The following is a 14133-nucleotide window of genomic DNA, read 5'->3' on the forward strand; positions in this document are numbered from 1 at the left end:
TTATAACTTTCTTAAAGTAACCTGATTGAATAATGCGATAATTTCTTCCGGTTCATCTGCCGACTTGAGAGCCTCCTCAAAAGACTTGCTGTTATCATCGAAACACATCACATTGGCGCAATCCAGAATATGACCCATGTTGAATGTAGCAACTTCCCGGCTCACCTCTTCTTTCTTCAATGCCTTCTTATAATATTTATTCACCTTATTAACCGCCTTGTAAATAGAAGGCTTCAAAATTTCGACCGAAGAATCCGTAAATCCGATTGTTACATCATACTCATGCGTATAATTCTGGATGAAAGTATTCCATTTTCCGGTAATGTCACTCCCCAGATAATGTTCCGCTTCAAACACTGGTTTGGTAGTCGGGATTTCTCCATACACGTCGAATATAAACACCGCTTTCGGCTTTTTGCCTACGGGAGTAGCTTCTTTTTCGTTTTTGGAAATATGGTTTTTTCCGGAGATATTCTCGTTCATGGCGAGCTCTCCTTTTTGCGCCGTTGCTGCCATCGTTATAACTAACACAACAGCCATACTGATTATTCTTTTCATATTCATTGAATTTTAAAGATTGATTGAAATGATAATTATTGCCGCAATCTTGGTGACCGACACATTCATTTATTGCTGCCACATCAGTCGGATATGGAAGTCATCGCCTCCCATGTTCGCTTTAGCCGCCTGATAATTCTTCAGATTAGTACGCTGCAGAGCAGATGGATATTTAAAGCGTTTCGGCATTTTGTTATTAGCATTTGCGATGCCGGGCCCCACAGGTAACACAGGAAAACCGGTACGGTTATATTCAAACCACTGCTGATAATCGCAGAAGAACAGTGCGACAAACTTCTGGTTCATGATTCGTTCCAGCGTATCATCATAAGCAGCTTCCGGATTTTCAAAATAATGGTCAGGCATTTTCTGTCCCCACTGTTCGATAGCCGCCTGCACTCCCTTCTGATAAGCCTCTTTGGCAGCGCTACTTCCTCCGTCGATCACTCCTTTTTTCAGTAATTCCGCTTTGATGAATTCCACTTCGGCATAAGGCATCATGGCAAGTTTCATAGGTGCCTTCGCCATTTCCTGATTCAGTCCCGAAGCAGTGATTGAAGGCAACGTCTGATAACCGCTGGGCAAACCCACATAATCTTTAGTCTGGTCGGGGAGAGTGACCTGTGTTGCATACACCTGCAGACGGGGATCGTTCCAACCTTTCAGCAGATTAACAAAGAACTCTGAAATCTGAACATAAGAAGTGAAATCCTGTGGACGGGTGAGCGGAGCTTCCTCCGGATAAGTTCCGCTGATGGCAAGCAGGGCAGCATCATCGTTCGATTCGAATACCGGATAAGTGGCGGGATCGGTCAGCATGGTACGCAGCTCCTGTTTCGCGTTGAATTCCGGCACGTCGATCACCCGGAGCAGTGCACGCAGACGGAGCGAGTTGCAGAACTTCTTCCATTTCAAAATACCGGTTGCATCCCCTTTGGACGTCTTGTACAACATTTCGCCCGATTGGTTGTAGATCAACCCGTTAGCTTTGTCGAACAACTCGTTAGCTGTTTTCAGATTGTCGATAATCTGTTGGTACACCTGCTGCTGGGTGTCGAACTTCGGTGCAAGTATTCCCTCGTCGGCGGAGCAGGCTTCGCTCATCGGAATATCACCGAAGGCATCCGTCAGAATCTGGTATAACCAACATTGCAAAGTCAGCGATATAGCATCGTAGTTGGGTTGTTTGGAGGCTTCCGGCAATTTTCCGGTGAGGCGCATCATCTCTTTGGCGTTGTTGATCCATTTATAATAAGTAGTCCATGTGCCGTCTCCTTCGCTGTCCGTCATATACCACCATCCCACACCGTTGGTGCTGCTGGTAGATACGGCGCATTGCATCAGGTCGTAGGTATAGCTGTTGTAGCGTTTCCAGTTGTAGACCGATGTTTCGTATAAAATCGGGTTGAGCAGCGTGCCGGGATTCACCTCATCCATGCGGGTGGGGTCTGTATTGAGTTCGTCGAAGCTGGTGCAGGAAGTCGTGCAGAGAGCTCCGCACAAAGTCATTCCCCATACTATATTTTTGAAAAGTTTATTGGTTTTCATAAGTCAGTGTTTAAAAAGATACGTTAATATTCAGTCCGAAAGTACGTGCCGTAGGCAGTGAGCCCGTCTCCACACCGGTCACCATCGAACTTCCGTTGAGGGCGGCAGATTCGGGGTCGAACAGAGGATAGTCAGTGATACAGAACAGGTTGCGTGCGTAGAGTGCCACCGATGCTTTGCTGAACGGTGTTTTCTTCAGTGTGCTGTTCGGCAACTTGTACTCCAGTCTCATTTCGCGCAACTTGAGGAATGAAGTGTCGAACGTGTTAGTTTCCACATTGGCCATCCGGTAATATTCCTTATAATAACTTTCCACGGTCACCACTTTGGTGTTTGGCGAGTAAGTTCCGTCATCGTTCTTCACTGTTCCCGGAGCAATCATGTACATCCCGTCTTGTGGTGAAAGTCCGGCGGCAGCGATGCGCGGGTCGTCTTTCGACATATAAAATTCCGTTCCCGGCAGACGTCCGTTCAGGGTATGTTGCAGTTTTCCCTGTTCCGTCATTTTGTGGTGCGAGTGCGAGTACATTTTACCTCCCACCTGTCCGTCGAGCAGGACGCTAAGCGTGAAGTTCTTGTAAGAAAATTCATTGTACAGTCCGGCTTTCCATTTCGGATAGGCCGTGCCGACGTATTCGATCTCTCCCGAACGTTCGGGCAATCCGTTGTCGTTGATGACCACATTTCCTTCCGGGTCGCGTACCAGTTTATATCCCCAGAGATCGCCCGTAGTTCCACCCACACGTCCGATGATAGACACACTACCGATACTGCTGATTAACTGGTTCTCATCCGCCCCTTCCGCCAGTGAGAGAATCCGGTTCTCGTTCTTAGACCAGGTGAAAGTAGCATTCCATCGGAAATCCCTGCTGACTACCGGAGTAACGTCCAACTGGATTTCGTAACCGCGGTTGCGGACGCATCCCGAATTGATGGTAGCTTTGCTGTAACCTGTGGTCGGGTCCATCGGAGCATCCAGAATCTGGTTTTTGGTGCGGTTATAATAGAATGTGAAATCGAGTCCGATGCGGTTGTGAAACATACGGAAGTCGAATCCCGTTTCGTAATTGGTCGAAATCTCCGGTTTGAAATCCTGATTATAGAGCGTAGAAGATACGATGGCCGATCCGGGGAAATCGCTCGTGCCATAATAGGGCGATGTCTTGTAAGGGTCTGTGTCATTGCCCACCTGTGCCAGCGAACCTCTCACTTTCAACAGACTGATCTGTTCCGGCAACGTGAACCACTCGTTCATCACTGCACTGACGCTGACCGACGGATAGAAGAAAGAACGGTTACTTTTCGGCAGGGTAGACGACCAGTCATTGCGCCCGGTGACATCGAGAAACAGTTTATCCTTATACGAGAAATTGGCCGTGAAATAAAGACTGTTCAGCGCTTTCTTTTTGATAACCGTCTGCACGTTCGGGTTGGAAACACCGTTTGCCAGTTTGTATACTCCCGGCGTAATCAATCCTACCACCGAGGCAGCCAACATATCGTAGCTTTGTTGCATCATGTTTCCACCTGCCGAAGCGTTGACACGCAATCCGTTGGCGAATGAATCATGGTAAGTAAATAAAGCATCGCTGTTTAATTCATAATCGAACACATTCTGTTTCTTGAAAAACCCGTTTCCGAAAACCACGTCACTGATAGGACGATGCTGTTCGCGTTGGTCGGCTGACAACTGGATACCGGACCGGATCATGAAATCGAATTTACTGTTGATGCGCAGATTGGCAGAAATGGATGATACATTACTGTGTTTCTCCGAAGGATTTTCAGATTCGTATAGAATGACATACGGGTTTCCAATAAAGGAACTGTACGGTTGGAGCTGTTTCACATTTTCCTGTCCGGTACGCCACATCGGACGCAACCAGTCGAGGTTGACATTCGGATTCTGGAAGATAAGGAAGTAGGAGATAGAGTTACTGTTATATCCCAGTGCAGGCGTGTTGTTGAGCTTGCGGTACGTATAACTCGACTTGAAATTAATGCGCAGTGCCCTCGAAATCTGCTGTTGGGCGGAAACCATGGCGGTGATACGCTGGAAACCTGTATTGGGGAGAATCCATTCGTTCTTAGTGTGGGTGATGGACGCCCGTACGCTGCCCCGGTCGGATTTTCCGGTCAAGGCTACCGAGTTGGTCAGGGTGTATCCTGTCTGGAACAAATCTTTGCGGTTGTTTTTGTACGCTACCCAAGGGGTGGCAACAGAAGCGCGTCCCTGCGTTACGGGGTCATATTGGTAGAACAACCTGTTGGCGTCGAAACGTGCTCCGTAGGCGCTACTGGTTCCGCTAGTGCTTGCGTAACTGCCGTCTTCCGCTTTCCCGTAAGAGTAATAGGGCTGGCCTTCGTAGATAGAACCTGCCGGACCGATATTGCTCGGCAATCCCTGTCCGAATTCATACTGGTAATCGGGCCATCTCATCACATCGTCAATACTGAAGTTACCGCTGTAAGACACACCGATACCTTTGGGTGCACCCGCTCCCGATTTGGTAGTCACCATAATCACGCCATTGGCTGCACGCGTACCGTACAAGGCTGTCGCACTGGCCCCTTTTAATACTTGGATGCTTTCGATATCATCCGGATTGATGTCGGAGAATCCGTTACCATAGTCCACGGAAAGTTCGCTGTTTGAACCTGCACCGTAGGCAACACCCGGATTGGTCATCGGACTACTCATCGGTACACCGTCCACTACCACCAATGCGTCGTTTCCGTTCTGGTTCAGCGAGACGTCCCCCCGCAGCGAGATACGGCTCGAATTAAGCGGACCACCGGAAGAGATAACACTCAATCCGGCTACCTTGCCGTTCAGTGCCGTCGACCAGTTGGTGGGCAGGGCACTCGTAATCATATCCCCTTTCACGGTTTCCGTGGCATATCCCAATCCTTTTTCTTCACGTTTGATCCCCAGGGCAGTCACCACCACATCATTCAGTTGTTGCGACTCTTCCGCCAGTTTTACGTTCATCGTATTGCCTGCATAGTTCTTCTGTAGCGTTTTATATCCCACATAACTGAATACAAGCAAATCCTTTTGAGTCAATGTTTTCTTAGTCTTCAGGGAGTAGTTTCCGTCGATGTCGGTCACCGTGCCGTCTGTCGAGTTTTTCACAGCTACGGTAGCCCCGATTAACGGTTCCCCGCCTTCACTTGTGATTTTTCCTTTCACTGTTGTCTGTGCGTATGCAGAGCCACAGCACAAGAGCCCAATCGACAGAGAAAGCAGCCATTTGTTTCTTTTCATAATCTTTTACCTTGCTTCTTTTAATTTATTAAATGAAATAAAGTTATTCACACCCGTGTTTTTGTTTCACGGTGCAAAGGAATGCAAGGCAGATTAAGATAGTATTACAGATCTGTTAACAATCTGTGTTGTGCGATAAATACAAATTAATAAAATAAATGGAGGCACGGATTACACGGTTTTAGTTAATAAAAGAACCGCGTAATCCGTGCCTAATAATCTAATAATAAAAGATTATTTTACTTGATTAGATAGAATACTTACTCTGATACTCTTTCGGCGACATTCCCTCGTGCCGTTTGAAGTACCTTCCTAAATACGACTGATCGGGAAAACCAAGTCGGTCGGCTATTTCCTGAATCGTCAGTCCGGTGGATTGAAGCAACACTTTTATCTCCAGGATGGCAAAGTCGTCGATAATCTTTTTGGCAGCCTCGCCCGTCACGCTTTTGCAAATACCTGTCAGGTATTTGGTGGAGATACACAGTTTGCTGGCGTAGAAAGTCACTTCCCGTTGTGAGATACAGTTTTCATGTACCAGTGCGATGAAATTCTTAAAGATTTCATCCTGCCGGCTTCCTCCTTCGATTTCCTGTCGGTCGAAGTAGCGGTAACACTTATCATAAATATCCAGCATAAACGACTGGAGATGATTTTTGGCGATCTGGTTGCGGAAACGGTTTTCACGATCGTTGTATATAGCTGTTGTGGCACGCATTAACCCGTTGATTGCTCCTGTGCTTTCATCCTTGAGTGTATAGCACGGTTTTTCTTTGATGAACCGGAAGAAGATCGGCTCGAAACGGAGGCAGGCTTCGCGAAACATTTCTTTGGGAAATCCGAAGAAAGAAGCTGTGAAATCGCTGCTGTTGCCATTGATGCGGATAATCGTTCCCGGCAAGAGCACGATTTGAGTGTTTTCTACTATTTCATAGTCTTTCAGGTCGATTGTGACGTGTGCCCATCCGCTTCTGCAAAAATAGATGGCACCCCCTTCCAGTTTCCACAGGCGTTGCATAATTGGAGACAGGTTTTCGTCCATTCCGGCAACGAACGGTTCATGAAGTATGGCTAGGCTAGAGTTTTTTGATTCCATTGTTGTTCTTATTTTGGGTACAAAAATAGGACTTTTTCACTAAATATCGGTTTTAATGTTCCTAAAATGAACAAAACTGAAGATACTAAGTCCAGTTTCCTATGAAGAAAACAGTCTACCTTTGCCGCGTTCAAAAATAGTTAAATAGGTAACAGAAAATGAGTAAAAAGGTATGTAAAGTGAAGCAAGGGCTATTGTTGCTCTGCTGTATGGTAGCTGCTACGGGCTGTAAACAAGCTCCTCCGGCACAAATGGAAACAGAATACGAAGTGATGACCGTTTCTCCGGCCGACCGGATGATTTCAAGCGCCTACTCGGCGACCATCCGCGGACGTCAGGATATTGATATTTACCCCCAGGTAAGTGGTACGCTGACTAAAGTCTGTGTAACGGAAGGGCAGCGTGTAAAGAACGGACAGACATTGTTCATCATCGACCAAGTGCCGTATGAAGCTGCTTTGCAGACGGCAGTGGCAAACGTTGAATCGGCCAAGGCCTCTCTGGCTACAGCGCAACTGACGTATGACAGTAAAGAGGAACTGTATAAAGAGAACGTAATTTCCTCTTTCGATTTGAGTACGGCAAAAAACTCCCTGTTGGCTGCCAAAGCACAGTTGGCACAGGCCAAGGCGCAGGAAGTGAGTGCCCGCAATAATCTTTCTTATACGGTTGTGAAAAGTCCGGCCGACGGAGTGGTAGGCACGTTGCCTTACCGTGTAGGAGCTTTGGTTAGTTCCGCTCTTGCCCAGCCGTTGACTACCGTTTCCGACAATTCGGATATGTACGTCTACTTCTCCATGACGGAAAACCAATTACTGGGACTGATCCGCCAATACGGTTCTAAAGAGGAAGCATTGAAAAATATGCCTGCCATCGACCTGCAACTGAACGATAAGTCAGCCTACTCCGAACGGGGACAGATTGAATCTATCAGCGGAGTGATCGACCGTTCGACGGGTACGGTCAGCCTGCGTGCAGTTTTCCCGAACAAGGAAGGATTGCTGCATAGCGGTGGTGCGGGTAATGTGATTGTTCCTGTTCAAAAAACAGCTGCGCTGACCATTCCACAGGCTGCCACTTTCGAAATACAAGATAAGAGATATGTCTATAAGGTAGTGGACGGCAAGGCTCAATCCAGCCAGGTACAAGTGACCCGTGTCAATGGCGGTCGGGAATTTATTGTAGATGAAGGATTGGCACCGGGAGATGTGATCGTGGCAGAAGGAGTAGGTTTGCTTCGTGAAGGTACTCCGGTCAAGGCAAAGGCTGCTCAAACTCCAGTGGCAGGAGTGACAAATGCTAATCAATCCTCATCAACAGAGACAACAACGAAGTCTCCGGCAACTACTACTGAAAATTAAACCAAGGAGGAATCATTCATGAATTTAAGAACCTTTATAGAACGCCCCGTATTATCGGCAGTCATCTCTATCACGATTGTCGTAGTGGGTATCATCGGGCTGTTCAGCTTGCCCGTTGAGCAGTATCCCGATATTGCTCCGCCTACCATTATGGTGAGTACCACCTATTATGGCGCCAGTGCGGAAACATTGCAGAAGAGTGTTATTGCGCCTTTGGAAGAGGCGATCAACGGAGTGGAAGACATGACCTACATGACTTCCTCCGCCACCAATTCCGGTTCGGTGAGCATCACCGTCTATTTTAAGCAGGGCACAGACCCCGATATGGCGGCTGTCAACGTGCAGAACCGTGTATCACGTGCTACGGGACAACTTCCGGCGGAGGTAACCCAGGTCGGTGTGACCACTTCCAAGCGTCAGACGAGTATTCTGCAGATGTTCTCATTGTATAGTCCGGACGACAGTTACGACGAGAACTTCCTGTCCAACTATATCAGCATCAACCTGAAACCGCAGATTCTTCGTATCTCCGGTGTGGGCGACCTGATGATTATGGGCGGTGAATATAGTATGCGTGTATGGATGAAACCGGACGTGATGGCACAGTACAAACTGATTCCGTCCGATATCACCGGTGTGCTTGCCGAGCAGAATATCGAATCGGCTACCGGTTCGTTCGGTGAAAATTCCGATGAGACTTATCAGTATACGATGAAGTACACCGGACGTCTCATTACTCCCGAAGAATTCGGGGATATCGTCATCCGTTCCACCGACAATGGCGAAGTCTTGAAACTGAAAGACGTTGCCGATATCCAACTGGGACAGGACAGCTACGCTTACCACGGTGGTATGGACGGTCATCCGGGTGTATCCTGTATGGTGTTCCAGACGGCAGGTTCCAATGCGACCGAAGTAAACCAGAATATCGACAAACTCCTCGAAGAGGCAAGTAAAGACCTTCCGAAAGGCGTGGAACTGACGCAGATGATGAGCTCCAACGACTTCCTGTTCGCTTCCATTCATGAGGTGGTGAAAACGTTGATCGAGGCTATCATCCTGGTTATCCTTGTGGTGTACGTCTTCTTGCAGGACTTCCGTTCTACATTGATTCCGCTGGTCGGAATTGTGGTTTCCCTGGTGGGTACGTTTGCTTTCATGGCGATAGCCGGATTCAGTATCAACCTGCTGACCCTGTTTGCGCTAGTGCTCGTTATCGGTACGGTGGTGGATGATGCCATTATTGTCGTCGAGGCGGTGCAGGCGCGGTTCGATGTGGGCTACAGGTCGTCATATATGGCAAGTATCGACGCTATGAAAGGTATCAGTAATGCCGTTATCACCTCTTCGCTGGTGTTTATGGCGGTGTTCATTCCGGTGTCCTTCATGGGCGGCACTTCCGGTACGTTCTATACCCAGTTCGGTTTGACGATGGCGGTTGCGGTAGGTATCTCCGCTATTAACGCGTTGACTTTGAGTCCGGCTTTGTGTGCATTGCTGCTGAAACCTTATATTAATGAAGACGGAACGCAGAAGAACAACTTTGCGGCACGCTTCCGTAAGGCTTTCAATTCGGCTTTCGATATGATGGTGGATAAATATAAGACGATTGTATTGTTCTTTATCAAGCGCAGATGGTTGACATGGTCGTTGCTGGCTTGTTCCGTGGTATTGCTTGTGTTACTGATGAATAACACGAAGACCAGTCTGGTACCCGACGAGGATCAGGGTGTTATTTTCGTCAATGTGAGTACAGCGGCAGGCAGTTCGCTGACAACGACGGATAAGGTGATGGAACGTATCGAAAAACGCCTGATAGAAATACCTCAACTGAAACACGTGCAGAAAGTGGCCGGTTACGGATTGTTGGCAGGACAGGGTAGTTCGTTCGGTATGTTGATTCTCAAACTGAAACCGTGGGACGAACGTCCGGGTGATGAGGACAATGTGCAGTCGGTGATCGGTCAGGTATATGCGCGTACGGCTGATATCAAGGATGCCAGTGTGTTCGCCATCTCTCCGGGTATGATTCCGGGTTACGGTATGGGTAATGCGCTCGAACTCCACATGCAGGATAAGATGGGCGGCGATATGAACGAGTTCTTCACCACCACCCAGCAATACTTGGGAGCTTTGAACCAGCGGCCTGAAATATCGATGGCTTATTCGACGTTCGACGTTCGCTATCCGCAGTGGACGGTAGAGGTGGATGCGGCTAAATGTAAGCGTGCAGGTATCACGCCCGACGCTGTGTTGAGTACGCTGTCCGGTTATTACGGTGGGCAGTATGTGTCCAATTTCAACCGTTTCTCTAAAGTGTACCGTGTCATGATTCAGGCCGATCCGGTGTTCCGTTTGGACGAAACTTCCCTCGATAATGCTTTTGTGCGTATGTCGAATGGAGAGATGGCGCCATTGAGCCAGTTCGTTACGCTGACCCGTAGCTACGGTGCGGAATCGTTGAGCCGTTTCAATATGTATAACTCCATTGCGGTAAATGCGATGCCGGCCGACGGATATAGTACGGGAGACGCCATCAAGGCTGTGCAGGAAACTGCCGAACAGTCTCTTCCGAAAGGCTATGGCTATGATTACGGAGGTATCACCCGTGAGGAAAACCAGCAGAGCGGTACGACGATCATTATTTTCGGTATCTGCTTCCTGATGATTTACCTTATTTTGAGTGCGCTTTATGAGAGCTTCATTATTCCGTTCGCTGTGCTTTTGAGTGTGCCTTGCGGATTGATGGGTAGCTTCCTTTTCGCCTGGATGTTCGGACTGGAGAATAATATTTATCTGCAAACAGGTTTGATTATGTTGATCGGTCTGCTGGCGAAGACGGCTATTTTGCTGACGGAATATGCTGCCGAACGTCGTAAAGCAGGTATGGGGCTGATTGCTTCTGCGGTCAGTGCGGCTAAAGCCCGTCTGCGTCCGATTCTGATGACGGCATTGACGATGATTTTCGGTCTGTTCCCGTTGATGATGTCAAGTGGAGTGGGAGCCAACGGTAACCGTTCATTGGGTACGGGTGTAGTAGGTGGTATGACCATCGGTACGTTGGCGTTGCTCTTCATCGTGCCTACTTTGTTTATTGCTTTCCAGTGGTTGCAGGAACGTTTGCGTCCCGTGCAGAGCGTCCCGACGCATGACTGGCAGATTGAAGAAGAAATCAAAGTGAGCGAGGAAGAAAAATCTAAAGCTGGAAAAGAATAATTGATGATTAAAGGTTTTAGACCTGAATTAAAATAAGAACTAATGAGAAAAATAATCATTCTGTCCGCAGCAACGCTTATATTGAGTAGTTGCGGTATCTACAATAAATACAAACCGGTATCGGAAGTTCCCGAAGGACTTTACGGCAGCGAGTCTGTTGCTGCCACCGATACGGCAAACTTCGGTAACCTCTCGTGGCGGGAGGTCTTTACCGACCCTTATCTGCAGAATTTGGTGGATTCGGCACTCTTGCGCAACACCGATATGCAGACTGCCCATTTGCGTGTGAAAGAAGCGGAAGCCACGCTGTTGACGTCCAAACTGTCTTATCTGCCTTCTTTGTTTCTGGCACCGGAAGGAGCTGCCAGCAGCTTCGACCGTGGAAAGGCTACACAAACTTATTCGCTGCCCGTGACTGCTTCGTGGGAACTGGATATTTTTGGAAAGGTGACAACAGCAAAGCGTCGTGCGAAAGCTGCCTACGAACAGAGCAAGGAATATGAACAGGCTGTCAAGACGCAGTTGGTAGCATCCGTTGCCAATACGTATTACACCTTGCTGATGCTCGATTCGCAGTATGAGATAGCTGTGGCTACCGAAGCTGCCTGGAAAGAAAGTGTGAATGCCACCCGTGCCATGAAAAAGGCCGGGATGGTGAATGAGGCCGGACTGGCGCAGACGGAGGCTACCTACTTCAATATATGTACCACCGTACTCGACCTGAAAGAGCAAATCAATCAGGCGGAAAATTCACTGGCACTTTTACTGGCAGAAACTCCTCACAAAATACAGCGTGGCAAATTGGGAAATCAACAGTTGCCGGAAAACTTCTCCGTGGGTGTTCCCTTACAGATGCTTGCCAACCGTCCTGACGTGCGTAGCGCAGAATTTTCGTTGGCACAGGCTTTCTATACAACGAATGCCGCACGTGCCGCTTTCTATCCTTCCATCACGTTGAGCGGCAGCGCAGGGTGGACCAACAGTGCAGGGAGCATGATTGTCAACCCGGGTAAGTTCCTGGCCTCCGCCGTGGCTTCCCTGACGCAGCCTTTGTTTAATAAAGGAGCGAACATCGCCCAACTGAAAATAGCGAAAGCCCAACAGGAGGAAGCCCGCCTTAGTTTCGAACAGACCTTGCTGAACGCAGGCGTGGAAGTGAACGAGGCACTGGTGCAGTACCAGACTGCCCGCGAGAAAGCCGACTACTACAACAAGCAGGTGGCTTCCCTGCAAACAGCAGCCAAGAGCACAAGCCTGTTGATGAAACATGGCAACACCACTTATCTGGAAGTATTGACCGCCCAACAGACGTTGCTCAACGCGCAACTGTCACAAGTAGCGAACCGCTTTACCGAAATCCAGGGCGTAATCACTTTGTATCAGGCATTGGGTGGCGGCCGTATGTAGGGAGGTATGTATGAATCCAGAAACACTGCGTTGCCGGATACTCGACTACACCAAGCGGGAAATGTACCAGCATGGTGCCGACGGGTTGACGATGGATGATATAGCCAGGGGAATGAAGATGTCGAAGCGGACACTCTACAAGCTCTTTCCCAGCAAAACGAGTCTGTTCCGTGTCTGTCTTTCTGATTTTGCCAACGGAATCAGAAGCCGGATCCAGCAAAAACAGATACGGATGGACAGCTCGTGCATGGAGGCACTTTTTATCACAGTGGATGGCTATCTCACCCTGCTTCATTTGCTGGGGAAGAAGTTGCTGATGGATATTGCTGCCGACAGGGAATACCGTGCTGCTTTCGAGCGGGAGGAAGCTTTCTGGTTGCAGCAGTTGATTGATGTCTTGACGCATTGTAAGATTTGCGGTTATTTACTTCCCGGAGTCGATCCCGACCGTTTTGCACCGGATTTGCAGGAGGTCATCTACCAGAGCAGCTTGCAAGGCACCCCGTACCTGGTGCAGCGTATGTTGAACTATACGCTTCTGCGGGGGCTTTTTAAGATGGACGGTATCCGTTATATTGACGAACACCTGAAACCTGATAATTTGAATGTTTGTGTATGAAGAGAAAGAGGTGGACTACCCTGCAAAGGGAGCTCACCTCTTTTTATTTTCTTCGTTCGTAAACGGTTGGTTACAAGATAGTGCCTTTATGAATCCGATTACTTTATAACCCTTCGATTATGCTTAAAGGTAAATCGGTACATTCGGCGATAGACTCATTGTCTATCCCTTTGGCTTTCATGTTCCGGGCTATTTTCAGCTGGGCTCTTTGTGTACCTTCTTTCATTCCTTTCTCTATACCTTTCTCCAACCCTTCTTTTATTCCTTTTTGTTCAGCTGCATCCATTGTCACCAAATAATCTCGGTACACTTTGACGCTATTGTCGTATCGCTCCCTGTCTTCCGGAGACATAGAAGCCACATCAGCGATATCTTCCAATTTCTCGAAGACAGCTTTTCGTGCCTTGAACGGCATGCGTTTTAAAGTTTCCATATTATTTAATATATAAATCCAACGTTCAAAATTCGTTTCGCATTCCTCTTCGTTTTTGTTGAAGAGAGGGAGAGCGATAAAGATTTCCCGGAACTTATCCGAGAAGAGTTCTCCTGTTTCCCTGTCACTTAGAATAACATCCGTGCGGAGTTTTATGTTCTTGTCGATAATGAAATTCATCAAGAAAACTCCGTATACGGCTTTTATTTCAAACTTCCATTCATTGCCTACCCTTCCTTGATTGATGATGGCACGCGATAAATAATAAATCGAGCGTTCTTTGAAGTTGCTTTGCATACGGTTCTGCATTTCAACGATGATTTTTTCGCCTGTGTCCGTGGTGCAATATACATCATAGATAATACCTCGTCCTTCCGGATAGAGCGGCAATTGCTCATTATTCAAAAACTGTAAGTCCGTTATCACTCGTTCACCTTCGAGCAGGTCGTTCAGAAATTCGATTAGTAAATCCTTAGACACTTCTCTGCCGAATATTAGTTTGAATCCGTAGTCGGTGAACGGATTGATAAATTTACTCATTGTTTTGGGTCGCTTCTTTTTATGTTTTGCAAAGAGACGTTTCTCTTTATACATAAAAAAGAGGCTTTTTCTTCGTACTACAAAGGT

9 protein-coding genes are annotated in these 14133 nt (G+C 47.8%); 4 read left to right on the plus strand and 5 right to left on the minus strand.

The annotated features are described in order from the left end of the window. The 4 genes from DXA54_RS12225 to DXA54_RS12240 form a co-directional block, all read right to left on the minus strand. Positions 1–558, minus strand: coding sequence for a hypothetical protein (locus DXA54_RS12225; protein WP_008998758.1), 558 nt, complete (start codon positions 556–558; stop codon positions 1–3). A 69-nt stretch (positions 559–627) separates the two neighbouring features. After that, positions 628–2106 carry a SusD/RagB family nutrient-binding outer membrane lipoprotein gene (locus DXA54_RS12230; RefSeq protein WP_004296736.1) on the minus strand — a complete coding sequence of 493 codons (1479 nt, stop codon included), beginning with the start codon at positions 2104–2106 and terminating at the stop codon, positions 628–630. Positions 2107–2116: 10 nt separating this feature from the next. After that, a complete protein-coding gene (locus tag DXA54_RS12235; RefSeq protein WP_004321754.1) occupies positions 2117–5374 on the minus strand; it encodes a SusC/RagA family TonB-linked outer membrane protein in 3258 nt (1085 codons plus the stop codon). 247 nt (positions 5375–5621) lie between these two features. After that, positions 5622–6470, minus strand: coding sequence for a helix-turn-helix domain-containing protein (locus tag DXA54_RS12240; RefSeq protein WP_004296739.1), 849 nt, complete (start codon positions 6468–6470; stop codon positions 5622–5624). A gap of 158 nt (positions 6471–6628) precedes the next feature. Here DXA54_RS12240 and DXA54_RS12245 point away from each other — a divergent pair, with 158 nt between their 5' ends. Genes DXA54_RS12245 through DXA54_RS12260 form a run of 4 tightly spaced genes read left to right on the plus strand, consistent with a single transcriptional unit; the run spans position 6629 to position 13073 of the window. Beyond that, the gene (locus DXA54_RS12245; protein WP_004296740.1) at positions 6629–7831 is read left to right on the plus strand and encodes an efflux RND transporter periplasmic adaptor subunit; all 1203 of its coding nucleotides are present in this window, start codon (positions 6629–6631) and stop codon (positions 7829–7831) included. Between the two features lie 18 nt (positions 7832–7849). Beyond that, positions 7850–11047, plus strand: a complete 3198-nt coding sequence (locus tag DXA54_RS12250; RefSeq protein WP_004296741.1) for an efflux RND transporter permease subunit — start codon at positions 7850–7852, stop codon at positions 11045–11047. A gap of 42 nt (positions 11048–11089) precedes the next feature. After that, positions 11090–12454: a TolC family protein gene (locus DXA54_RS12255; RefSeq protein WP_004296742.1), complete on the plus strand. Its 1365-nt coding sequence runs from the start codon at positions 11090–11092 to the stop codon at positions 12452–12454. A 10-nt stretch (positions 12455–12464) separates the two neighbouring features. Next, positions 12465–13073 (plus strand): TetR/AcrR family transcriptional regulator, encoded by a 609-nt coding sequence (locus DXA54_RS12260; protein WP_120079580.1) that lies wholly within the window; start codon positions 12465–12467, stop codon positions 13071–13073. A 103-nt stretch (positions 13074–13176) separates the two neighbouring features. Here the strand turns inward: DXA54_RS12260 and DXA54_RS12265 are convergent, their stop codons facing one another. Further along, entirely contained in the window at positions 13177–14100 is a 924-nt protein-coding gene (locus tag DXA54_RS12265) for an Rpn family recombination-promoting nuclease/putative transposase (RefSeq protein WP_083793666.1), read from the minus strand. Between the last annotated feature and the right edge of the window lie 33 nt (positions 14101–14133).

This window comes from Bacteroides sp. OF03-11BH (assembly GCF_003604005.1).
Taxonomy (GTDB): Bacteria; Bacteroidota; Bacteroidia; order Bacteroidales; family Bacteroidaceae; genus Bacteroides; species Bacteroides ovatus.

What these genes read in the sequence shown, in the direction of transcription:
- DXA54_RS12225 (WP_008998758.1), bottom strand. Translation starts at nt 558, where the DNA reads ATGAAAAGAATAATCAGTATGGCTGTTGTGTTAGTTATAACGATGGCA.
- DXA54_RS12235 (WP_004321754.1), bottom strand. Translation starts at nt 5,374, where the DNA reads ATGAAAAGAAACAAATGGCTGCTTTCTCTGTCGATTGGGCTCTTGTGC.
- DXA54_RS12240 (WP_004296739.1), bottom strand. Translation starts at nt 6,470, where the DNA reads ATGGAATCAAAAAACTCTAGCCTAGCCATACTTCATGAACCGTTCGTT.
- DXA54_RS12245 (WP_004296740.1), top strand. Translation starts at nt 6,629, where the DNA reads ATGAGTAAAAAGGTATGTAAAGTGAAGCAAGGGCTATTGTTGCTCTGC.
- DXA54_RS12230 (WP_004296736.1), bottom strand. Translation starts at nt 2,106, where the DNA reads ATGAAAACCAATAAACTTTTCAAAAATATAGTATGGGGAATGACTTTG.
- DXA54_RS12255 (WP_004296742.1), top strand. Translation starts at nt 11,090, where the DNA reads ATGAGAAAAATAATCATTCTGTCCGCAGCAACGCTTATATTGAGTAGT.
- DXA54_RS12265 (WP_083793666.1), bottom strand. Translation starts at nt 14,100, where the DNA reads ATGTATAAAGAGAAACGTCTCTTTGCAAAACATAAAAAGAAGCGACCC.
- DXA54_RS12260 (WP_120079580.1), top strand. Translation starts at nt 12,465, where the DNA reads ATGAATCCAGAAACACTGCGTTGCCGGATACTCGACTACACCAAGCGG.
- DXA54_RS12250 (WP_004296741.1), top strand. Translation starts at nt 7,850, where the DNA reads ATGAATTTAAGAACCTTTATAGAACGCCCCGTATTATCGGCAGTCATC.